This is a genomic window from Microvirga pudoricolor (genome assembly GCF_016892705.1).
Taxonomy (GTDB): domain Bacteria; phylum Pseudomonadota; class Alphaproteobacteria; order Rhizobiales; family Beijerinckiaceae; genus Microvirga; species Microvirga pudoricolor.
The window spans coordinates 74,756-96,695 of record NZ_JAFEMB010000003.1 but is presented as its reverse complement, the minus strand read 5'-3'; the positions used below and the strand labels follow the sequence as shown (position 1 = coordinate 96,695).

The following is a 21,940-nucleotide window of genomic DNA, read 5'->3' as shown; positions in this document are numbered from 1 at the left end:
GCCAGACGGACATTCACCAAGCGGACTTGGCCGCCACGAGAGAAATTAGGCGATCACGAGAATGTGACAAGCTGAACTTAAGGTGCAACCGCTGGCGGCAGTCAGTCCGGCTTGGAGCAGATCTGCGGCCCGTCGAGATCGATGAGGTGACCCGCCCGGTCCCGCTTCGAGGCCAGGTAGCGAACGTTCTCAGCGGTGCGGCGGCCGAAGACGCGCTCGTCCGACATGACGTCGAGGCCGGCCTTGCGCAGGGCCCGGATCTTTTCCGGGTTATTGGTCATGATCCGCACGGCCGAGACGCCGAGCTGCCTCAGCATGGCGGCCGCGAAATCGAAGCGGCGCTGATCGGCATCGAAGCCCAGAACCTCGTCGGCGTCATAGGTGTCGTAGCCCTGCGCCTGGAGCTTGTAGGCCCGGATCTTGTTGGCGAGGCCGTTCCCGCGCCCCTCCTGGTCGAGGTAGAGGAGAATTCCCCCCTCATGCTCGGCCATGAGGCGCACGGTCTCGCGCAGCTGGTCGCCGCAATCGCATTTCAGGCTGCCGAACAGGTCGCCGGTGAGGCAGGCCGAATGAAGCCGCACGGTGACGGGCTTGGCCAGGTCCGGCTTGCCCACGATGACCGCCACCTGGTCGCGCAGGCCCTCGCCACCGCGAAACACCGCGAACTCGCTCGCGGGAGCACCCTCCAGGGGCACGGGCGCCCGGCTGACGAGCTTCAGGTCGGTGGCCTTGGCGCGCCGGTAATCCCGGATCGCGGCGCCCGGCACCCGCAGGAGAGAGGGGTCGATCTCGATGCCGACCGAGACCGGCACCACCACCACGGCGGGCAGCACCAGGGACAGGCGGGCGAGTTCCAGGGCCTCCTCGTCGAGGCCGTCGGCGGGCTGGACGGGCGCATCGATACGGCTGTCGATCTTGAGCGCGAGATTCTCGATCCGGTCCCGGTCGACGCGAGGCAGAGCCACGCGGCCGGGAGTCTTTCGGTCGAGGCCCAGACGGCGCAGGCGAGCGGCGGGCAGGACCAGATGGGCATGCCCCCCGGCCACGGCCTCGAGGCGGCAGCCCATATCCCCGTCCAGGTGCTCGACGCCCACCACGAGGGCGCTGCCCGACGCACCGTCGATCACCACGGGCCGGGCGCTGCGGAACTCCATGATGGCCCGCTCGACCATGGTGGCGGCGGGATCGTCGGACAGGCTGAGAACTACACGCATCGTCGTCACTGCCAAAGGACCGGCGCGGCGGCCGGACGGATCGTGCCCCGCCATAGCACGGACGGCGGCGGGCCCCTAACCCTAGATGGGATGGCAGCCATGCCGGGGCAACGCAAGACCCCGCAAGCGCACCCTTCGCTCGACGCAAGGTTCCGCACGGGGTATGCCTTGCGCCAGCCAAGATCCACAAGCCTCCGGTGAGTTCTCCCTGATGCGCCTTGCCCTTCTCGCGACCTTCGGATTCCTCAACCTCGCGGTGCCGTCCATGGCCGCGACCCTCGATGGCTTGGCCGTGGACGTGACCAACACCAGCGAGCCGATCCTCTGCGCCGAGAAGGACAACGTGGCGATCAATTTCGCGTCGCCCGAGGTACGCAACTTCAAGATCGAAGCCGTTCATCCGGCCTATATCGGCAACATGCGCCAGGACCGCTGGGAGCCCGACTGGACCGCCTGCGAGGACATTTCGGAGGAGACCTCCAACCACACCCAGCCCCGCATGCAGATCCTCCACGAGGACGACAAGGTGCGGGTGACAGGCCTGTCCTTCCACTCCTTCTGGCGCCCCACCGACGTGACCGTGCGGGTGGGCGAGCGGACCGAGAAGGATATCCACATGATGCAGATCCTCGTGCGCCGGGAGGGCGAGTTCGAGGAGGTGGCCGTGCTCTATCCGGGCGACGGCTACTGGCGCATCCATCCCCAGGCGCCGGATCACCTGGGCTTCGTGGCCTACGGGTCGTCATTCCTGGTGGGACCTGTGGAATTCGACCAGCGCCCCGTGGTGAACATCAAGGAGGTGGTGTTCGATCCGAAGGCCATGACCTTCGCGCTCGCCTTCAAGGACGGCAGCAGCGGCCGCGTCGCTGTCGAGAACCTGAACACGGAGCGCCTGCGCCTCGACGTCACCTTCGACCGGCCCGTCAAGGACCGGCCCTTCGCGGCCCTGCGCTCCATGTACGTGACCGAGTTCAACGCGGACGTGGCCCGGATCGCGGCCCGCGAGGCGGGCGCCAAGTCCTGGCGGGAGGAGTCCGTGATGGGCTTCAAGGACGCCCGCGCGACGGATGTGTGGCTCGGCCGTCTCCTGCCGTCGCGCCATAACACGAGCGCGCCGGACATGATGTTCAACGGCTTCCGGGCCGAGCCGCGGCCCTCCCGCTAGGCTTCCACCCGCCGAAGACGCGCCCGTCCAGCACGACGAGCCCCGCCGCGATCAGCGCCATTCCGGCGATCTGGCGCGGCTCCAGGGCCTCGCCCAGAAGGAGCGTGCCGAACAGGATGGCGCTGACCGGGATCAGGAAGGTGACGAGACCGGTATTGGTGGCTCCGGTGCGGGCCAGGAGGCGGAAGAACAGGATGTAGGCGAAGGCGGTCGAGACCAGCGCGAGAGCGACGATCGACACGATTACGGACAGGCCAGGCGCCGGCAGGGACCAGGGCCGGTCGAGAGAGAGGGAGGCCGGCACCAGCACGAGGCTCGACATCGTCACCTGCCCCGCCGCAATGGTGACCGGCGCCACGCCCCAGGCCTTGAAGCGCCGCCCGAACACGCTCGCGAACGCATAGGACAGGGCCGCCCCCATGACGGCGCACTGCGCCAGGATGCCGGTATCGAACGCCTTCAGAGCCGCGCCGCCCAGCATCACCACGACGCCCGAGAACCCGACGAGGACGCCCGCCAGCCGCCGGGCCGTCATGGGTTCGTCCGGGGTGAGACAATGAGCCACGATCACGGTGAACAGGGGCGTGGTGGCATTCAGGATCGAGGCCAGACCGCTCGGGATATGGCCCTGCGCCCACACGATGAGCGTGAACGGGATCATGTTGTTCAACAAGCCCATGATCAGGAACGCGCCCCAGATGCGAGGCCCGCGCGGAAGGCTCGACCCCATCACGCGCAGCACGATCAGGAGCGCGACGGCCGCCAGGGCGACCCGCGCCGCCACGATGGTCAAGGGCGGAAGCTCCCCGACGGCGACGCCGACGAACAGGAAGGAGCCGCCCCAAACGACGGATAAGAGCCCCAGGAGCGCCCAGTCCGACGCCGCCATGGTGGTCCTGATGGCTTGCTTCGTCATGCCGTCCCCCGCGCTCCTAGGTGCAGTCTCGCGTTCGGGCACCGTACGCGATCCGATTCTTGCGCTGGATTCGTTGTTTCAGGTCGGATCATACCGGCTGCCATCCTCATCGCAGAGCGCCGCGTCGCCCTGGCGCATGTCGGATTCGTAATCACGGGAAAACCTCGGCCTCCACCTATCAAACGAAATATCATGTCGTAAGATGGCTTCAAACAAGGAGGCGGGTCCGGCGTGACCCGTCTCGCCAAGACCGCGCACCGGGACGGAAACCTTTGATTTACGAAGACCTTGAGTTCATGGGCGGAATTTACCGTCCCTTCACCGGCCGAGGTTCACCTGATCGGAGCGCGCGCAGACGGCGCGTGGTCCGCGTGGAGAGGTCAGGTCCCGCCCATGTTCGATGATGCTTCGATGCGCTCCTCGGCCCGTGCCGATCGGGAGGCCCGCCATGGGGGCCTGGATCTCGGGTTCCGATTCACGGCATCGTCCCGCCGCCCCGGCCGCAGGCTTTTCGCTCTGGCCGGTTCTCCCCTCCGGCCACGCCCGATCCTGTCCCAGCAGGAGCCCGACCGGCTCAACCGGCTCGCGCTCCTCGTGGCCCTGGCCTCTGCCGTGACGGGCCTTACGGTTCTGATCTCCGCCACCCCGTCCTGATCCGACAGTTTTCAACGAAAAGCCCGGCGGAAGGCCGGGCTTTTGCGCGTCACGCGATGGGGCTGGGATTGGGCTGCCCCGGATCCGGATTCGTCATCGGGCCGGCGGGGACCCGGTCCGGGTCGGTGGCCGGGATCTCGGACGGCTGCCGGAGGGGCACTTCCGTCGGGGTATGACCCGGCAGAACCGGGTCCGGATTGGGGCTCGCCGGTTTCGGCTGCGGGTCGTAGGGGCCTGGGCCTGGCTGCATGGGGCGGACTCCTCTGGTTGGAGAGTCAACAGGCAGCCTCCGGCTCCGTTCCTTACCGCAGCGGCCAGACCAGCATGATGAGCGGGATGCCCACCACGATCACGATGATCGACAGCGGCAGGCCCAGCCGCCAGTAATCCCCGAAACGGTAGCCGCCCGGACCCATGACCAAGGTGTTGCACTGGTGCCCGATGGGCGTGAGGAAGTCGCAGGCCGCTCCGATGGCCACCGCCATGAGGAACGCGTCCGGCCGGAAGCCGAGCTGCGTGGCGAAGCTCGCCGCGATGGGCGCCATCACCAGCACCGTCGCGGCGTTGTTCAGGAACGGCGTGACCGCCATGGCCGTGACCATGATCAGCACGAGGGCGCCCGTGGGCGGCAGGGCCCCGGCCGCCGCCGACAGCCAGCCCGCGATGAGATCGGTGCCGCCCGTGGTGCGCACCGCCTCGCTGACGGGAATCAGCGCGCCGAGCATCACGAGGATCGGCCATTCGATGGTCTCGTAGGCCTCCCGCAGGGTCAGGGCCCCGAACAGCACGAGCAGCACGCCCGCCCCGAAGAACGCGATGGCGACCGGCACCACGTCGAAGGCCACGAGCCCCATGGCGGCCGCCAGGACCGCGATGGGGATGAGGCTGCGCCGGGCGCTCCCGAGACGAATGTCGCGCTCGGCCAGGGGAAGGCAGCCAAGCTCCTTGAGCGTGTCGGGCAGCTTCTTGAGATTGCCCTGGAGCACGATCACGTCGCCGGGTTTGAGCGCGATGGTGCGCAGCCGCTCCTTGAAGCGCTGTCCCCGGCGGCTCACCGCGATAAGGTTCACCTGGAAGCGCTCGAACAGGCCGAGCCGCTCGGCCGAGCTGCCCGTGAGAACCGAGTTCGGCCCCACGACCGCCTCGATGACGCCGATCTCGTCCGTGGCTTCGTCGGTCGCGGGGATCCGGTGCTCGCGGCTGAGCCTGAGGCCGCCGCTGGCCACCGCGCGCTCGAGGGCCTCGGGTTCGCCCTCCAGCATGAGAAGGTCGTTCGCCTGCAGGGCCGCGTCCGGCAGCGGCTGGGCGCTGCGCTTCTCCTGCCGGATGATGGCCGTGACCTTGATCTCGTTGTTGGCGAGCTTGAGGAGGTCGGCCACGGTCGCGCCCGCGACCTCGGATTCATCCGTGACGCGGGCCTCGGTGACGTAGTCCTTGATCTCCAGCGCCGCATGAAGGGACGCCGCGCCCTTGCGGTCCTTCGGCAGGAGGCGATAGCCGAAGGCCAGGAAGGCGACGCCCGCGACCGCGATGCCGAGCCCCACGGGCGTGAAGTCGAACATCGTGAAGGGCTCGCCCAGGAGCTCGGCGCGCATGCGGGCCACGATGATGTTGGGCGAGGTGCCCACCAGCGTGACGATGCCGCCGAGCAGGGACCCGAAGGCCATGGGCATCAGGAACTGGGACGGGGACGTGTTGGTGCGCCGGGCGATCTGGAACGCCACCGGAATCATCATGGCGAGCGCCCCGATGTTCTTCACGAAGGCCGACAGGATCGTCACGGTGCCGACAAGCACAACGATCTGCATCTGGGTGGTGCGCAGGTAGGGCCCGAGGCGGTTGAGGCCGGCCTCCAGCACGCCGGACTTGGCCACCGCGGCGCTGACCAGGAGCGCGCTCGCCACGATCACCACGATGTCATCGCTGAAGCCCGAGAAGGCTTTGTCGGGCGGCACGATGCCCACGCCGACGGAGACCAGGAGGGCCAGGGCGGCCACCACGTCATAGCGGAAGCGGCCCCAGATGAAGAGCGCCATCATCCCGGCGACGACGGAAAAGGCGAGGATTTGGGGGAGGGTCATGCGGCCCGTTGAGGAAGAGATGCAACCTCTAACGCCGGACGCCCATCTTTGGTGCCAAGCTTCTTACTGTCCCAGCACGAGAGCCCAGTAGCGGCCGTAGCCGCCCTTGGCGTCGGCGCGGGCCAGGCCGATCTTGCGGGCCTGGGGCATCAAGAGGTTGCTGTTGTGGCCGGGCGAGGCCTTCCAACGGGCGATGGCGCCGTCCACCGTGGGCGAGCCCGCGCTCAGGTTCTCGGCCGAATAGCCCGCGATGCCATATTCATCCATGCGGCTCCCGAAATTGCCGTGGCTGAGCTTGCCCGCCCCGGCGACCGCGCGGGCCTGATGCTCGGCCGCCCGGTTGAGGCGGGAATCGACCGTGACGGGGCTCAACCCATGGGCGACCCGGTAGGCCGAGATCATGGTGGCGGCCGACCCGGCATCCGTGGTCGAGACCGCCGTCACGGTATCGCGTGGCGACAGGTCGGACGCGCAACCTGCCAGGGCCAGAACGGCCAGGGCTCCAAACGCAATGGCTTTCACGCGGCAATCCCTCGATGGACGAACAGCGATCGATCGCTGTTCCACTTGAAAATCTCGCGCCGGGCGGTCATGTCCGGGTGACCCGGAACCGCCCCGGCCGACGGCCGCTGCATGGCATGTTGCCGGGGCCCGGTCCAGAACCCTCCCGCCCTCATCGCCGCGTCAGCTGATCGCATGTCCGCCTCCTCTCCCTCCCGCACAGCCGCGATCGTCGGCGGCGGCCCCGCCGGGCTCATGGCGGCCGAGGCGCTGGCGTCCGCCGGCGTCGCCGTGACGGTCTATGACGCGATGCCGTCGCTCGGCCGCAAGTTCCTGATGGCGGGACGGGGCGGCCTCAACCTGACCCATTCCGAGGATCTGAGCCGTTTCCTGGCCCGTTACCGGGAGGGGCAGGCCCCGCTCCGTCCCATGGTGGAGACCTTCACGCCCGGCGATCTGCGCGCCTGGTGCGAGGGCTTAGGGCAAGAGACTTTCGTGGGGTCGAGCGGGAGGGTGTTTCCTAAGGCCTTCAAGGCCTCGCCGCTCCTGCGGGCCTGGCTCGCGCGCCTCGACGGGCTTGGGGTCCGTTTCGCCCTGCGCTATCGCTGGGAGGGCTGGGATCCGGATGGAGCCCTCGCGTTCTCGACACCCTCGGGTGAAACGACCACAGCCCGGCCCGACGCCACGATCCTGGCTCTGGGCGGTGCGAGCTGGCCCCGGCTCGGCTCGGACGGCGCCTGGACCCGCATCCTGGCCGGACGCGACATCGCCGTCGCGCCGCTCAAGCCTGCCAATATGGGCGTCACGGTGGCGTGGTCCGACGTGATCCGGGCCCGCTTCGAGGGTGAGCCTCTGAAACGGATCGCCCTGAGCTTCGCGGGCCGGACCGTGCGCGGCGAGGCCATCCTGACGGCGGACGGCCTGGAGGGCGGGGCCGTCTATGCCCTGTCGGCGGAGCTGCGCGAGGCGGTGCTGCGGGATGGGCAGGCCGTCATGCAGGTGGATCTCAGGCCCGACCTGACCCTGGAGGCCTTGGAAACCCGGCTCAAGACCCCGCGCAAAGGCCAGTCGGCCGCCACCTTCCTGCGCAAGGCGGCGGGCCTCTCGCCGGTGAGCATCGCCCTCCTGCGCGAGCCCGGCCCCTTGCCCGCCGAACCCGAGGCCCTGGCCCGGCTCGTCAAAGCCGTTCCGGTGACGGTGAAAGGGGTCAAGCCCCTCGACCGGGCCATCTCGTCAGCGGGCGGCATTCCCTTCTCGGAGCTGGACGGGCACCTGATGCTGCGGCGGATGCCCGGCGTGTTCGCGGCGGGCGAAATGCTGGACTGGGAGGCCCCCACGGGCGGCTACCTGCTCCAGGCGACCTTCGCGACGGGCCTCGCGGCCGCAAGGGGCGTTCTCGTCTATCTTGGGATTCCGATTGCCGCATTGACGGATTCGAGCCGCTCCGCCACACCCCTCCCGTGATCGACCCGCAGCAGATTCTCCACGACGTTTTCGGTTTCTCCACCTTCCGCGAAGGGCAGGAAGAGATCATTCGCGCCGTGCTGGCCGGTGAGGATGTGCTGGCCGTGATGCCCACGGGCGCGGGCAAATCCCTCTGCTTCCAGCTGCCCACGCTCGCCCGGGAGGGCCTGACGCTGGTGGTGTCGCCGCTGATCGCCCTCATGCGCGACCAGGTCTCGGCCCTGCGCCATTTCGGCATCGAGGCCGGGAGCCTGAACTCCGCCAACGACCAAGCCGAGAATCGCCGCGTGGCCGATGCGGTGCGCGACGGTTCCATGCGGCTGCTTTACGCCTCGCCCGAGCGCCTGGCGAACACCAACACCACCGAATGGCTCGCCCGCTCCGGCGTCAGCCTGCTGGCCATCGACGAGGCCCATTGCGTCTCGCAATGGGGCCACGATTTCCGTCCCGAATATGCGCTTCTGGGCGAGGTGCGCCAGCGGCTCGGCGGCGTGCAGACCATCGCGCTCACGGCCACCGCCGACGTGGCGACGCGGGGCGACATCGCCATGCGGCTGTTCGAGACCGAGCCGCGCACCTTCATCCACGGCTTCGACCGTCCCAACCTGCGCCTGGCCATGCAGGCCAAGGAGAATACCAAGCGCCAGCTCCTCGATTTCCTCGACAAGCACCGCTTCGAGAGCGGCGTGGTCTATTGCTCGTCCCGCAACCAGACCGAAAAGCTCGCCGAGAACCTGTCGCAGGCCGGCTACAACGCGCTGGCCTACCATGCGGGCATGACCCAGGACGTGCGGGCCAAGAACCAGGACACCTTCCTGCAGGAGGACGGGGTCGTGATGGTGGCGACGGTGGCCTTCGGCATGGGCATCGACAAGCCGGACGTGCGCTTCGTGGCGCACGCGGCCCTGCCGAAATCCATCGAGGCCTACTACCAGGAGATCGGCCGCGCGGGCCGCGACGGCGCGCCCGCCGACACGCTCACGCTCTACGGCCTCGACGACATGCGCCTGCGCCGCCTCCAGATCGAGGACAGCGACGCGTCCGACGACCAGAAGCGCATCGAGCGCCAGCGGCTCAACGCGCTGGTGGCCCTGTGCGAAGCCCCGAGATGCCGCCGCCAGACCCTGCTGGCCTATTTCGGCGAGACCACGGAGCCGTGCGGCAACTGCGACCTGTGCATCGACGGCGTCATGTCCTTCGACGGCACCGTCGAGGCCCAGAAGCTTCTCTCGGCCATCGTGCGCACGGGCGAGCGCTTCGGCACCGAGCACCTCATCTCGCTCCTCGTGGGCGAGAGCACCGATTCGATGCGCCGCTTCGGCCACGACAAGCTGAAGACCTTCGGGGTCGGCCAGGACCGGTCCAAGGCCGAGTGGCGCTCCCTGCTTCGCCAGATCTACGCCGCCGGGCTCGTGGCTCTCGAACTCTCCGAGTATGGCCGCTGGACCCTCACGGACAGGGGCGTGGCGGTGCTGAAGGGCCAGGAGGGGATCGAGCTGCGCTCCGACGTGCTCATGAAGCCCCGCGAGCGCCGCCGCCGTCGCGGCATGGTGGCGGAGGCGGCCGTGCCGAGCGACGATCCGCTGCTCCTCGCCCTCAAGGCCCTGCGCACCCGTTTCGCCAAGGAGGAGGGCGTTCCGGCCTACGTGATCTTCTCGGACCGCAGCCTCATCGACATGGCGGCCAAGCGCCCGACCTCGACCCGGGCCTTCGGCGAGGTGCACGGGGTCGGCCAGGCCAAGCTCGACCGCTACGCGGACGCTTTCCTGGACGTCGTGAAGGAGCACGCGGCCTGATCCGCTTCTCCACGCTCATGCGTCGCGGATCGCCAACGCTCAACCGACATCCACCCACGCTCCCGCATGCGCGCTGCGGGCCACCGCGTCCACGGTGCGCTCGATGCGGATGCCGTCCTCGAAATCGATCAGCACGGCGGGATCGCCGTCGATGCGGGCGATGAGCTGGCGGCATTCGACGATCTTCAGCTCGTTGAAGCCTAAGCCATGGCCCGGCGCCGGGATGAACCGGTCGTAGGGCGGGTGCTGCGGGCCCGCCAGGATGGTGCGGAAGCCCTGAGTCTCCCGGTCGCCGTCCGTCGTATAGAGCTGCACCTCGTTCATGCGCTCCTGGTCGTACGCGATGGTGCCTTTGGGCCCGAAGAGCTGGACGGCGATGCGCCCCTTGCGGCCCCAGGCGGAGCGGTTGAGGGCAATCATTCCGGACGCGCCGTTCTCCAGTTCGATCAGCGTGGTGGCGATGTCATAGGTCTCCACCGCACGCCGCCCGCCATCCGGCAGAGGCCTGTCCGGATAGGGCCTCGCCATGTGGCCGCAGACCCGGCGCACGCCGCCGAACAGGGTCCAGACGAGGCTGAGCGCGTGCACGCCGAAATCGTCGAGAGCCCCATGGCCCGAGGTCGCCTCGCTCTTCCAGTAGAAGAGGGCCTCCGGATCGGCCATGAAGTCCTCGTCCATCTCGATGCGAACGTGGTTCACCGGGCCGATGCGATCCTCATCCAGCAGTTTCCGGATGAGGCGGATGACCGGGTTCTGGATGTAGTTGTAGCCGAGCGCCGCGACCTTGCCCGACGCGCGGGCGGCGGCGAGCATGCGCTCCGCGTCGGCGAGCCCCGTCGCCATGGGCTTCTCGCACCAGACATGCTTGCCCGCCTCCAGCGCCGCAATCGCCATGTCGGGGTGGAAGGCGTTCGGCGTCGTGATCGATACCACGTCGACGGCTGGATCGCTGACCAGCGAACGCCAGTCGCCCGTCGCGCGCTCGAACCCAAGTTCCCGCGCCTTCGTTTCCGCCAGACCTTGTGAACTTTCCGCCAGAACCGCTAGGCGCGGGCGCGGCACGTCACCGAAGACGGGCGCGACCGCGTTCCAGGCCAGCGCATGGCACTTGCCCATGTAGCCCGTGCCGATGAGACCGATTCCGAGTGATTTCATGCGGCGCCCCTTCTTGATCGGTGAAAGTCTTCTTCGGCTCTCATGCTGAGGAGCCGCTTGAGCGGCATCTCGAAGACCTCATCCTGAGGAGGCCGGTAGGCCGTCTCGAAGGAGGGCTCCAGACGGCACTGGAAACACTTCGCTGGATCATCCTTCGAGACGCCCGCTGCGCGGGCCCTCAGGATGAGGCTTCGAGACCATGGCTCCGCCATTCCCTCAGGATGAGGCTGCGCGACGAGGGACGCGGATCCCCGAAAGAGACCTACACCATCCCGCCCAGCTCTTCCGACACCGCCTGCAGCTCCTTGCCGCCCGCCATCAGGTTCTGCAGCTCGTCGATCTTGATCTCGGACTTGGCGTGGGTGCCCAGCGTCTTGCCCCGGTTGAGCACGGTGAAGCGGTCGCCCACCGCGTAGGCGTGGCGAACGTTGTGGGTGATGAAGATGACGCCGAGGCCTTTGCTCCGCACCTGATGGATGTATTTCAGCACCATGGAGGTCTGCGCCACGCCGAGCGCCGAGGTGGGCTCGTCGAGGATCAGCACCTTGGCGCCGAAATAGACCGCTCGCGCGATGGCCACGCATTGGCGCTCGCCGCCCGAAAGCGTGCCGACCGCCTGGTGCGGGTCGCGCACGTCGATGCCGATCCGGTGCATCTCCTCGCGGGTCACCGTATCGCAATGGTCGAAATCCACGTAGCGGAAGGGCCAGACGCCCTTCACGGGCTCGCGGCCCATGAAGAAGTTGCGGGTCACCGACATGAGCGGGATCATCGCGAGGTCCTGGTAGACCGTGGCGATGCCCGCATCGAGGGCATCGCGCGGACTCGCGAAGGCGACGGACCGCCCTTCCACGAGATACTCGCCGCTGGTGGGCTTGTGAACGCCCGACAGAGTCTTGATGAGCGTGGACTTTCCCGCGCCGTTGTCGCCCAGCAGGCAGAGCACCTCGCCCCGGCCCACCGACATGGACACGCCCGACAGCGCGATGACGGAGCCGAAATGCTTGACGAGATTGCGGATCTCGATGAGCGGAGAATCTGCCATCACCGTTCTCCCGTGACCTTCTTGCGGATGAAGTTGTTGAACAGCACCGCCAGCAGCAGCATGCCGCCGAGGAAGACCTGGAACCAATCGGAATCGAAGCGCGTGTAGGTGAGCCCGATCGACACCATGCCGAAGATGATGGCCCCAAAAAACGCCCCGATGGCCGAGCCGTAGCCGCCGGTGAGCAGGCAGCCGCCGATCACCGCCGCGATGATGGCCTCGAACTCCTTCTGGAAGCCGCGCCGCGCGTCCGTCGAGCCCGCGTCGATCACCGTCAGGATGGCGACGAGCGCCGCCGCGCAGGCGGTGAGCATGAACAGCACTGTCTTCACCCGGTCCACCGGCACGCCGGAATTACGGGCCGCGTTGGCGTCGCCGCCCGCCGCAAAGATCCAGTTTCCGGCGCGGGTGCGCAGGAGCACCCAGGTGGCGAGGAGCGCCAGCCCGATGAACCACAGGATCGAAACCGGCACGCCCGTGACGGTGGGCGTGCCGTTGGGAAACTTGGCGATGATGTTGTTGGCCGCCAGCCACGAGAACAGGCCTTCCAGGGCGTTGCCGGAGAAGATTTCCCGCACGATGCCGTCGCCCGCCCGCTCACCCACACCGCGCAGCTGGGTCGAGCCGCCAGTGGCCCATTTGAGGCCCACGAGCGAGAGGCCGCGCAGGATGAACAGGAACGCCAGCGTCACGATGAAGGACGGCAGCCGGGTGCGGATGACGAGCTGCCCGTTGAGTCCGCCGAGAAGCGCCGCCACCGCGAAGGTGGCGGTGATAGCTAAGAGCAGCGGCCAGCCCGACAGCACGAGGAAGCCGCCGAAGATCAGGCCCGCGAAGGCCACCATGGAGCCGATGGAGAGATCGAACTCGCCCCCGATCATCAGGAGCGCCGCCGCGATGGCCAGGATGCCGAGCTGGGAGGCGGGGGACAGGATGTTCATGAGCCCCGCCAGCGAGAACATCGAGGCGTCGGCGGTGGACAGGAAGAAGATCGTCACGAGCACGAGGCCCGCCATGGCGCCGAGCTCGGGGCGGCGCATGATTTTCGTGATGAGAGAGACTTCCTTCAGGCGCTCATCCTGAAGGGCTTTGACAGTATTGGCGGGCGATGCGGCGGCGGGCTGACTGGCGGTGACCATGGACCCCTCCCCTGTTCGGACCGATCTGAATGAAAAAGGCCCGCGTCGCCCGGACGCGGGCCTCAAGAATCGTCAGCGGATGCCCTGCGCCGACAGGTCGACCACCTGGGCGGCCTTCTCCTTGGTGATCAGGTTCGGGCCGGACGGGACGTTGCCGCCGGGCACCAGGCCGTACTTGGCGTTGAGGGCCAGGAAGGTCACCGGCAGGTAGCCTTGCAGGTATTGCTGCTGGTCGATGGCGAAGGTGGCCTCGCCCGCCGCCACGGCCTTCAGGAAGCCTGCGGAGAGGTCGAAGGTCGCGACCCGCACCGCGCCCGTCTTGCCGACGTCCTTCACGGCCGCCACGGAGGGCTCGCCCGCCGTACCGGCGCCGAGCGCCAGAACTGTATCGACCGTTCCGTCAGCCGAGAGAGCCGCCTTGACCTTGGCGCGGATGTCGGTGGGATCGTTGGAGACCGGCAGCACCGTCACCTTGCCGCCGAAGCCTTCCGTGAAGCCCTTGCAGCGCAGGTCGAGGGAGACGTTGCCGACCTCCTGGTTGACGCAGATGCCGACCTTGCCGCCCATTTCCTTGAGCCGCGCGCCGGCGATGCGCCCGGCCTCGACCTCGTCCTGGCCCACATGGAGCAGGGCGCCGAGCTTCTTGGACACGTCCGAGCCCGAATTCATGGAGATGACCGGAATACCGGCCGCCACGGCCTTCTGGATCGAGGGACCCAGCGCCGAGGAATCCGGGATCGACACGATGAGGCCCGCGGGCTTCTGGTTGACGGCTGCGTCGATGAGCTGGGCCATCGCCACCATGTCGAAGGTTTCGGGCGCCCGGTAATCGACCTGGACGTTCATGTCCTTTCCGGCCGCCGCGACGCCGTTCTTGACCACGGACCAGAACGGGTCGTTGGCCTGCCCGTGGCTGACCACGATGATGCGCCCGCCCTGCTGGGCGGAGGCCGGAGCGATGGCCGCCAGCGTCAGTGCCGCCGCCGTCGCCAAGCCTGCTACGAATGCTTTCATGTTGTCCTCCCTGTGAAGCTGCCTCAGCGTGCGCCGGGCCGAGGCCGCGGGTTGTCCCGCGCGGCCTCGGTCATGTTCTCCGCGGAGGGCGTAGGCCGGTCCTTGGCCGAAAGGCCGCGACCGCTTTGGCTTTCCTCCGCTCTCCGCCCCTCCGGAATGGAATGAACAGGATTATTATTTCTTCTTATGGAATTTTTATTCCATTTATGTCGAAACGGTGTCAAGCTCCCCCACCTAAGCCTAAGGTAGGGCATCACGCGGAGCGGGACAGGACGGATGGAGGAGCAGGCGGAGACGATGCCGGGGGCAGCGCCGCAGGATTACGAGAGCCTTCGGGCTCTCCTGTCCAGCCGCCGGGACACCATGCCCAAGCGTCTCAAGCAGCTCGCCTCCTTTGCCATGCAGCACCCGGAGGAGGTCGCCTTTGGCACCGTGGCGGGGATCGCCGAGCATGCGGGCGTGCAACCCTCGACCTTGATCCGCTTCGCCAAGAGCCTCGGCTACGAGGGCTTCTCGCACCTCCAGCAGATTTTTCGCGACCGCCTGCGCGAGCGCTTTCCCGACTACCGCGAGCGGCTTCAAACCTTGCGCGAGACGGAAGGCCATCACCTGCACGCGGCCTCTCTCCTGGAGGGCTTCGCGGGCGCAGCCGTCGTCTCCTTGGAGAGGATGCGGGATTCCGTCAGCCTGGAGGAACTCTCCCGGGCCATCGAGACGCTGGCCAAGGCGGACACGGTCTACCTGCTCGGCGCCCGGCGGGTTTTTCCCATTGCGGCCTATTGCGCCTACGCGTTCGGCAAGCTCGGCGTGCGCGCCATCCTGATCGATCACATCGCCCAGCTCGGCCCTGAACAGCTCGCCACCGCAACGGACCGGGACGCGGTGCTGGCCATCAGCTTCACGCCCTACGCGCCCGTGACGGCGGACCTCGCCGCCGTTGCGGCCCGTCGCAACATCCCCGTGGTGGCGATCACCGACTCGGCTTTCTCGCCGCTCGTGACCAGCGCGGATGTCTGGCTCGAGGTCGCGGAAGCGGATTTCGGCGCGTTCCGGTCCCTGTCGGCGTCGTTCGCGCTCGCGATGGCGCTGGCGGTGGGCACGGCCGAGAAGCGGGCGGAGAGGTAGGGGATCGCGTCGGGACGCATGCGTCCATCCTCTCCTCAAAGAGGAAAACAAAAGCGCCTCGACCAAGGCCCGCTTCCTGATCGCCCTTACGGGAGAGGGAGACGCGCTACGGCAGCATCTTCCGGTATTGAATGAATCCGCTCTTGTCGGCGACCCGGTCGTAGAGCGCCATGGCGGTGGCATTGGTCCCGTGAGTCAGCCAATAGACCCGCGCGGCGCCGGCCTGTTCAGCCGCCTCGTACACGTGTTCGATGAGCGCGCGCCCGAACCCGGTTCCGCGCGCCGCATCGTCCACGAACAAATCCTGCAGGTAGCAATAATCGCCTGTCGTCCAGGTGGAACGGTGAAAGATGTAGTTCACCATCCCGAGCGCCCGCCCGTCCTTCCAGGCCAGCGCACTCCAGATCGGCTCAGCGGGATCGAGCATCCGCTTCCAGGTCGTGCGCGACACCGCGTCGGGGATCTCAGCCTTGTAGAAGCGCTGGTAGCCCTGCCACAGGGGCATCCAGGCGTCGAAATCGTCCGGGGTGACGGGGCGGATGGCCATGAATCCTCTCACCAAGAAGAAGGGCGCCGCAGCGCCCCTGTAGTCCTAAACCCTCACAGGCTTTCCGCTCTGGGCCGACTCGGTGGCGGCGTCCGCCAGCCGCTGCGCCATCAGGCCGTCGCGGCCCGTGGGCTCGCAGGTCTTGCCGTCGCGCACGGCGTTGAGGAACGATTCCAGCTCGTGCCGGTAGGCCTCCGCGTAGCGCTCCAGGAAGAAATCCTGCACCGGATCCGCCGCGATGCCGGAGGCGGTCGCCACCTCGACGGTGGTGCGGTGGATGTTGCCGGCCCGGATCATGCCCTTGGAGCCATGCACCTCCACGCGCTGGTCGTAGCCGTAGGTGGCGCGGCGGGAATTGGAGATCTGCACGATGCGGCCCTTCGCCGTCTTCAGCAGCACGGCGGCGGTGTCCACATCACCCGCCTGGCCGATAGCGGGATCCACCAGCGCGGACCCGACCGCATGCACCTCCACGGGTTCATCTCCCAGGAGCAGGAAACGCGCCATGTCGAGATCGTGGATCATCATGTCCCGGAACAGCCCGCCCGAGGTGGCGATGTAGCTCACGGGCGGGGGACCTGGATCGCGGGACAGGATCGTGACGAGCTCGACCTCGCCCACCTCGCCGTCCGCGAGGCGCTGGCGAAGGCTTGCGAAGTTCGGATCGAAGCGGCGGTTGAAGCCGATCATGAGAGGCGTGCGGGCCTTCTCGACCGTGGCGAGGCAGGCCTCGATGCGGGCGCTCGACAGGTCGACGGGCTTCTCGCAGAACACCGCCTTGCCGGCCTTGGCGCCCCGCTCGATGAGGTCCGCGTGGGTCGTGGTGGGCGTGCAGATCAGGATAGCGTCCACGTCGGGGCGCTCGACGATCTCATCGAGGGATGCCACCTCGGCGCCAGTGGCGCCGGCCAGCTCCGCGGCTGCCGGCGCATGCGGGTCGGCCACGGCCACGAGGCGCGCATCGGGATGGCTGGCGGCGTTACGCCCGTGAATGCGGCCGATGCGGCCCGCGCCGAGAACTGCGATCCTGATCATGCTTTCCCTCGAACTGTTTTGCCGGCTCAGGGCAATTTTGGAATTGATGTTCCGGCCCGAGGTGCTAATAGAATAAACGTTCCATAGCCGCAAGGGCCGCGACAAGGCCTGACATGCCGCCTCGCCCGCGGCCGGGAGGGATAACATGAAGCCGACCCTGGATGTCATCACCATCGGCCGCTCATCGGTGGATCTTTATGGCCAGCAGGTCGGCGGGCGGCTGGAAGACATGGCGTCCTTCTCCAAGGCGGTGGGCGGATGCCCCTCCAACATCGCCATCGGGACCGCGCGGCTCGGGCTGAAATCCGGCGTGATCACCCGGGTGGGCGACGAGGCCATGGGCCGCTTCATCCGCGAGCAGATGGAACGCGAGGGCGTCTCGACCCAGGGCATCGTCACCGACGAGGCGCGCCTGACCGCCCTCGTGATCCTCGGCGTGCGGGACGAAGACTCGTTCCCGTTGATCTTCTATCGCGACAACTGCGCCGACATGGCCCTCGACGAGGGCGATGTCGACGAGAGCTTCGTGGCCTCCGCGGCCGCCGTCGTGGTCACGGGCACTCACTTCTCCCGCGAGAACACGGCCGCCGCGCAGAAGAAGGCGATCCGCATCGCCAAGGCGCATGGTCGCCGGGTGGTGTTCGACGTGGATTACCGGCCCAATCTCTGGGGCCTGCTCGGCCACGGCGCGGGCGAGTCCCGCTATGTCCGGTCCGACACCGTCACCGAACTGCTCAAGCCCATCCTGCCCGATTGCGACCTCATCGTGGGCACCGAGGAGGAGTTGCACATCGCAGGCGGCTCGGAGGATACCCTCACGGCGATCCGCGCCATCCGGGCGATCTCGAAGGCCACCATCGTGTGCAAGCGCGGCCCCATGGGCTGCGTGGTGTTTCCGGGCGAGATCCCGGATTCGCTCGATGCGGGCGTAAAGGGGCCGGGCTTCCCGGTGGAGGTCTACAACGTGCTCGGCGCGGGCGACGCCTTCATGTCGGGCTTCCTGCGCGGCTGGCTGCGCGACGAGCCCCTGGAGACCGCCTGCGCCTATGCCAATGCCAGCGGGGCCTTCGCGGTGTCGCGCCTGCTCTGTTCGCCGGAGATCCCGACCTTCCCGGAGCTGCAATATTTCCTGAAGACGGGAAGCCGCCACAAGGCCCTGCGTTTCGATCGGGACATCAACCACATCCACTGGGCCACCACGCGCCGTCCTGCGAGCGACACCCTGATGGCGCTGGCCATCGACCACCGGATGCAGTTGGAGGCGATGGCCAAGGAGGTGGGCGCCCCCGTCGAACGTGTGCCGGACTTCAAGGTCCTGGCCGTCCAGGCTGCCGCCCGGGTGGCGGACGGGCGCCCCGGCTTCGGCATGCTCATCGACGGCACCTATGGGCGCGAGGCGCTGTTCCGCGCCGCCGATCACCCGTTCTGGATCGGCCGTCCGGTCGAGCTGCCGGGATCGCGCCCGCTCGATTTCGAGAACGGCGGCTCGCTCGGCGCGCAGCTCATCGAATGGCCCGTGGGACACACCATCAAGTGCCTGTGCTTCTACCATCCGGACGACCCTCCGGAGCTGAAGGAGCAACAGGAGCGCGAATTGCTGCGCCTCTACGATGCGGCGCAACGCGTCGGGCGCGAGCTCCTGGTGGAAATCATCGCCGGCAAGCACGGGCCTTTGAAAACCGACACGGTGGCGGGGATCCTCCAGCGCCTGTACGATCTCGGCATCAAGCCCGATTGGTGGAAGCTGGAACCGCAGAGCGACGTCGCGGCCTGGCGCGCCATCGGCCGCGTCATCACGGCGAACGACCCCTTTTGCCGGGGTATCGTCCTCTTGGGGCTCGAGGCGCCGGAGGCGGAGCTCGAAGCCGCCTTCGCGGCCGCCGCCCAGGAGCCGCAGGTCAAGGGCTTCGCGGTCGGGCGCACGATCTTCAACGACGCAGCGCGACGCTGGCTCAAGGGCGAGATCACGGACGAAGCCGCCATCGCCGACATGGCGGGCCGGTTCCAGCGCCTCGTCGATGCCTGGGAGCGCGTGGCCGCGCGGGCGAAGGCGGCCTGACCGCCTCACCCTTTCGGCTGACTGACAAGAGCCTGCCTCCCCTCTAAAAGCGGCTGCCGCGGTACGAGACGGCGCCAGTTTCCAACGGAGCAATCATGAGCACGATCCGCCTCACGATGGCGCAAGCGATCACCCGCTTCCTGGCGGCCCAGAAGACCGAGATCGACGGCAAGGTTCTGCCGCTCTTCGGTGGGGTCTGGGCCATTTTCGGGCACGGCAACGTGGCCGCCATGGGCGAGGCCCTGCACGGGATGCGCGACACGCTTCCGACCTTCCGGGGCCATAACGAGCAGGGCATGGCGCACGCGGCCGTGGCCTTCGCGAAAGCCTCGCGGCGGCGCCGCATGATGGCCTGCACCACCTCCATCGGTCCGGGCGCCACCAACATGGTGACGGCCGCCGCCGTGGCGCACGTGAACCGCCTGCCGGTGCTGCTGCTGCCCGGCGACGTGTTCGCCAACCGGTTGCCCGACCCGGTCCTGCAGCAGATCGAGAATTTCGGCGACGGCACGATGTCGGCCAACGACTGCTTCAAGCCCGTCTCGCGCTATTTCGACCGCATCGCGCGCCCCGAACAGATCATCCCGGCGCTCCAGCGCGCCATGGCGGTGCTCACCGATCCGGCCGATTGCGGGCCCGTGACGCTGGCGCTCTGCCAGGATACCCAGGCCGAGGCCTACGACTACCCCGAGAGTTTCTTCGCCGAGAAGACCTGGACGCCGCGCCGCATTCGCCCGGACGCCGAGGAGCTGCGCCGGGCCGCTGACCTCATCCGCAAGGCCAAGAAGCCGTTCATCGTATCGGGCGGCGGCGTGCTGTATTCGGCCGCCGATGCTGCGCTCGCCGAGTTCGCCACCCGTCATGGCCTGCCGGTGGGCGAGACCCAAGCCGGCAAGTCGAGCCTGCCCCACGATCACGCGGCCAATCTCGGGGCGCTCGGCGTCACGGGCACCGCCGCCGCCAATGCGCTGGCCGAGGAGGCCGACGTGGTAATCGCGGTGGGCACGCGCCTGCAGGATTTCACCACCGGGTCCTGGGCCCTGTTCAAGAACCCGGACCGCCGCATCGTGGGGCTCAACGTGCAGGCGTTCGACGCCACCAAGCACAACGCCCTGCCGCTCGTGGCGGATGCGCGGGCGGGCCTTGAGGAGCTGAGCGCGGCGCTCGCCGGCTGGAAGGCGCCCGCCTCCTGGACCGCCAAGGCCGCCGACGAGAAAACGCGCTGGTTCGAGATCGCCGCGCGCTTCACCGACCCGACCAATGCGGAGCTGCCCTCCGACGCGCAGGTGATCGGTGCCGTTCAGCGCGCGAGCCAGCCCACCGACGTGGTGGTCTGCGCGGCGGGCGGGCTGCCAGGCGAGCTGCACAAGCACTGGAAGGCGAGCCAGGCGCTGGGCTACCACATGGAATACGGCTTCTCGTGCATGGGCTACGAGATCGCGGGCGGACTTGGCGTCAAGATGGCGGATCCGTCCCGCGAGGTGATCGTCATGGTGGGCGACGGCTCCTACCTGATGATGAACTCGGAACTGGCCTCCTCCGTGATGCTCGGCCAGAAGCTGACCGTGGTGCTGCTCGACAATCGCGGTTATGGCTGCATCAACCGCCTCCAGCGCGCCACCGGCGGCGAGAGCTTTAACAACCTGCTGAAGGACACCAACCACGTGGCCCTGCCGAACGTCGATTTCGCCGCCCATGCGGCGAGCCTCGGCGCGCAATCCTTGAAGGTTTCAAGCATCGCGGATCTGGAAGATGCGCTGAAAAAGGCGCGGGCGGCCAAGACCAGCACGGTGATCGTCATCGACACCGATCCGCTCGTGATCACGGATGAGGGCGGGCATTGGTGGGACGTGGCGGTGCCGGAAGTCTCCGTGCGCAGCCAAGTGAACGAGGCTCGCAAGAATTATGAAGTCGCCCTCGCCGATCAGCGGGTGGGCGATTGATGATCGCTCTCAATACACACAGTCCTCATCCTGAGGAGGGCCTTCAGGCCCGTCTCGAAGGAGGGCTCCAGCGAAGTGTTTCCGGTGCCAACTGGATTCATCCTTCGAGACGAATTGCTTCGCAATTCCCTCAGGATGAGGCTGTGAAAAGCTTTTGAATAATATAAGCAAGGACAAACAATCATGACGATCCGCATCGGGGCCAATCCCATCGGCTGGTCCAACGACGACATGCAGGAACTCGGCGGCGAGACGCCGCTGGAGGTATGCCTCGGCGAGGCCAAGGAGGCCGGCTTCGAGGGCATGGAGCTCGGCAACAAGTTTCCGCGCCAGGCCGACGCCCTGAAGAAGGCCCTGGCGCCCTTCGGGCTCGCCTGCGTGTCGGGCTGGTACTCGGCCGAACTCTTGAAGCGCGACGCCGACGAGGAGATGAAGCACCTGCGGCCGCATCTCGACCTGCTCAAGGCCATGGGCTCGAACGTGCTGGTCTTCGCCGAAACGTCGAACGCCATTCACGGCGACCGCTCCAAGCCGCTCTCCGAGAGGCCTGTCATGAAGGACGGCGATTGGGCCGAATGGGGCCGCCGCGTCACGCAGGTGGCCGAGAAGACCCTCCAGGAAGGCGTGCGCCTCGTCTACCATCATCACATGGGCACCATCGTGGAATCGCAGGCCGATATCGACGCCTACATGGCCAACACGGGCGAGGCCGCGCATCTGCTGCTCGATACGGGCCACGCCACCTGGGGCGGGGCGGATCCGGCGGCATTGGCGCGGCGCTATCGCAGCCGCATCAGCCACGTGCACACCAAGGACGTGCGCAAGGCCGTCATGGAGCGGTCGAAGGCCGGGAACTGGAGCTTCCTCGATTCTGTCATCGAGGGCGTCTATACGGTGCCGGGCGACGGCATGGTGGATTTCGTGTCGGTGTTCAAGGAACTGCCGGGCTATAGCGGCTGGGTGGTGATCGAGGCCGAGCAGGACCCGAAGAAGGCCCATCCGCTCACCTATGCCAAGATGGGCTACGCCAACCTGACCCGCTATCTCGCGGAAGCCGGGCTGCGCTGACAGGACAAGGACGCAAGAC

At 67.6% G+C, this 21,940-nt stretch carries 19 protein-coding genes; 8 read left to right on the top strand and 11 right to left on the bottom strand.

The genetic code is table 11. The features are described from left to right. Positions 1 to 101: 101 nt before the first annotated feature. Complete coding sequence (gene ribA, locus ILT42_RS12175) at positions 102 to 1,214, bottom strand: GTP cyclohydrolase II RibA (RefSeq protein ID WP_204215881.1); 1,113 nt, start codon at positions 1,212 to 1,214, stop codon at positions 102 to 104. A gap of 211 nt (positions 1,215 to 1,425) precedes the next feature. Between ribA and ILT42_RS12170 the strand changes: the two genes are divergently transcribed. After that, a complete protein-coding gene (locus tag ILT42_RS12170; RefSeq protein WP_204215880.1) occupies positions 1,426 to 2,379 on the top strand; it encodes a hypothetical protein in 954 nt (317 codons plus the stop codon). Here the strand turns inward: ILT42_RS12170 and ILT42_RS12165 are convergent. Further along, positions 2,342 to 3,295, bottom strand: coding sequence for a DMT family transporter (locus tag ILT42_RS12165; protein WP_204215879.1), 954 nt, complete (start codon positions 3,293 to 3,295; stop codon positions 2,342 to 2,344). The genes ILT42_RS12170 and ILT42_RS12165 overlap by 38 nt on opposite strands. A 393-nt stretch (positions 3,296 to 3,688) precedes the next feature. Here ILT42_RS12165 and ILT42_RS12160 point away from each other — a divergent pair, with 393 nt between their 5' ends. Continuing rightward, the gene (locus ILT42_RS12160) at positions 3,689 to 3,949 is read left to right on the top strand and encodes a hypothetical protein (protein WP_204215878.1); all 261 of its coding nucleotides are present in this window, start codon (positions 3,689 to 3,691) and stop codon (positions 3,947 to 3,949) included. Between the two features lie 49 nt (positions 3,950 to 3,998). Here the strand turns inward: ILT42_RS12160 and ILT42_RS12155 are convergent, their stop codons facing one another. From ILT42_RS12155 to ILT42_RS12145, 3 genes are all read right to left on the bottom strand, one after another. After that, positions 3,999 to 4,199: a hypothetical protein gene (locus ILT42_RS12155; protein ID WP_204215877.1), complete on the bottom strand. Its 201-nt coding sequence runs from the start codon at positions 4,197 to 4,199 to the stop codon at positions 3,999 to 4,001. A gap of 52 nt (positions 4,200 to 4,251) precedes the next feature. Then, positions 4,252 to 6,030 carry an SLC13 family permease gene (locus tag ILT42_RS12150; protein WP_204215875.1) on the bottom strand — a complete coding sequence of 593 codons (1,779 nt, stop codon included), beginning with the start codon at positions 6,028 to 6,030 and terminating at the stop codon, positions 4,252 to 4,254. Between the two features lie 63 nt (positions 6,031 to 6,093). Continuing rightward, on the bottom strand, positions 6,094 to 6,552 hold the full coding sequence (locus ILT42_RS12145; RefSeq protein ID WP_204215874.1) for a CAP domain-containing protein: 459 nt from the start codon (positions 6,550 to 6,552) through the stop codon (positions 6,094 to 6,096). A gap of 174 nt (positions 6,553 to 6,726) precedes the next feature. On the opposite strand from ILT42_RS12145, the gene ILT42_RS12140 reads away from it, so the two are divergent. Then, positions 6,727 to 7,995: a BaiN/RdsA family NAD(P)/FAD-dependent oxidoreductase gene (locus ILT42_RS12140; protein ID WP_204215873.1), complete on the top strand. Its 1,269-nt coding sequence runs from the start codon at positions 6,727 to 6,729 to the stop codon at positions 7,993 to 7,995. Continuing rightward, positions 7,992 to 9,791, top strand: coding sequence for a DNA helicase RecQ (gene recQ, locus ILT42_RS12135; protein WP_204215872.1), 1,800 nt, complete (start codon positions 7,992 to 7,994; stop codon positions 9,789 to 9,791). The genes ILT42_RS12140 and recQ overlap by 4 nt, the downstream gene beginning before the upstream one ends. A 39-nt stretch (positions 9,792 to 9,830) precedes the next feature. On the opposite strand, the gene ILT42_RS12130 is transcribed toward recQ, so the two are convergent. The 4 genes from ILT42_RS12130 to ILT42_RS12115 all read right to left on the bottom strand — a co-directional run bounded on the left by ILT42_RS12130 (position 9,831) and on the right by ILT42_RS12115 (position 14,144). Next, positions 9,831 to 10,946 carry a Gfo/Idh/MocA family protein gene (locus ILT42_RS12130; protein ID WP_204215871.1) on the bottom strand — a complete coding sequence of 372 codons (1,116 nt, stop codon included), beginning with the start codon at positions 10,944 to 10,946 and terminating at the stop codon, positions 9,831 to 9,833. Positions 10,947 to 11,208: 262 nt separating this feature from the next. After that, the gene (locus ILT42_RS12125; protein ID WP_204215870.1) at positions 11,209 to 11,991 is read right to left on the bottom strand and encodes an ATP-binding cassette domain-containing protein; all 783 of its coding nucleotides are present in this window, start codon (positions 11,989 to 11,991) and stop codon (positions 11,209 to 11,211) included. Next, positions 11,991 to 13,130, bottom strand: coding sequence for an ABC transporter permease (locus ILT42_RS12120; RefSeq protein WP_204215869.1), 1,140 nt, complete (start codon positions 13,128 to 13,130; stop codon positions 11,991 to 11,993). The genes ILT42_RS12125 and ILT42_RS12120 overlap by 1 nt, the downstream gene beginning before the upstream one ends. A gap of 72 nt (positions 13,131 to 13,202) precedes the next feature. Further along, on the bottom strand, positions 13,203 to 14,144 hold the full coding sequence (locus tag ILT42_RS12115; RefSeq protein ID WP_204215868.1) for a sugar ABC transporter substrate-binding protein: 942 nt from the start codon (positions 14,142 to 14,144) through the stop codon (positions 13,203 to 13,205). Between the two features lie 276 nt (positions 14,145 to 14,420). On the opposite strand from ILT42_RS12115, the gene ILT42_RS12110 reads away from it, so the two are divergent. Beyond that, positions 14,421 to 15,269 carry a MurR/RpiR family transcriptional regulator gene (locus tag ILT42_RS12110; protein ID WP_204215867.1) on the top strand — a complete coding sequence of 283 codons (849 nt, stop codon included), beginning with the start codon at positions 14,421 to 14,423 and terminating at the stop codon, positions 15,267 to 15,269. Positions 15,270 to 15,375: 106 nt separating this feature from the next. Here the strand turns inward: ILT42_RS12110 and ILT42_RS12105 are convergent, their stop codons facing one another. Together ILT42_RS12105 and iolG are read right to left on the bottom strand one after the other, a co-directional pair. Next, the gene (locus ILT42_RS12105; protein ID WP_204215866.1) at positions 15,376 to 15,816 is read right to left on the bottom strand and encodes a GNAT family N-acetyltransferase; all 441 of its coding nucleotides are present in this window, start codon (positions 15,814 to 15,816) and stop codon (positions 15,376 to 15,378) included. 45 nt (positions 15,817 to 15,861) lie between these two features. Beyond that, entirely contained in the window at positions 15,862 to 16,851 is a 990-nt protein-coding gene (gene iolG, locus ILT42_RS12100; protein WP_204215865.1) for an inositol 2-dehydrogenase, read from the bottom strand. A 145-nt stretch (positions 16,852 to 16,996) separates the two neighbouring features. On the opposite strand from iolG, the gene ILT42_RS12095 reads away from it, so the two are divergent. The 3 genes from ILT42_RS12095 (at position 16,997) to iolE (ending at position 21,921) form a co-directional block, all read left to right on the top strand. After that, a complete protein-coding gene (locus ILT42_RS12095; protein ID WP_204215864.1) occupies positions 16,997 to 18,910 on the top strand; it encodes a bifunctional 5-dehydro-2-deoxygluconokinase/5-dehydro-2-deoxyphosphogluconate aldolase in 1,914 nt (637 codons plus the stop codon). 95 nt (positions 18,911 to 19,005) lie between these two features. Continuing rightward, positions 19,006 to 20,853 (top strand): 3D-(3,5/4)-trihydroxycyclohexane-1,2-dione acylhydrolase (decyclizing), encoded by a 1,848-nt coding sequence (gene iolD / locus ILT42_RS12090; RefSeq protein ID WP_204215863.1) that lies wholly within the window; start codon positions 19,006 to 19,008, stop codon positions 20,851 to 20,853. Between the two features lie 183 nt (positions 20,854 to 21,036). Next, a complete protein-coding gene (gene iolE, locus ILT42_RS12085) occupies positions 21,037 to 21,921 on the top strand; it encodes a myo-inosose-2 dehydratase (protein WP_204215862.1) in 885 nt (294 codons plus the stop codon). The last annotated feature ends 19 nt before the right edge of the window (positions 21,922 to 21,940 follow it).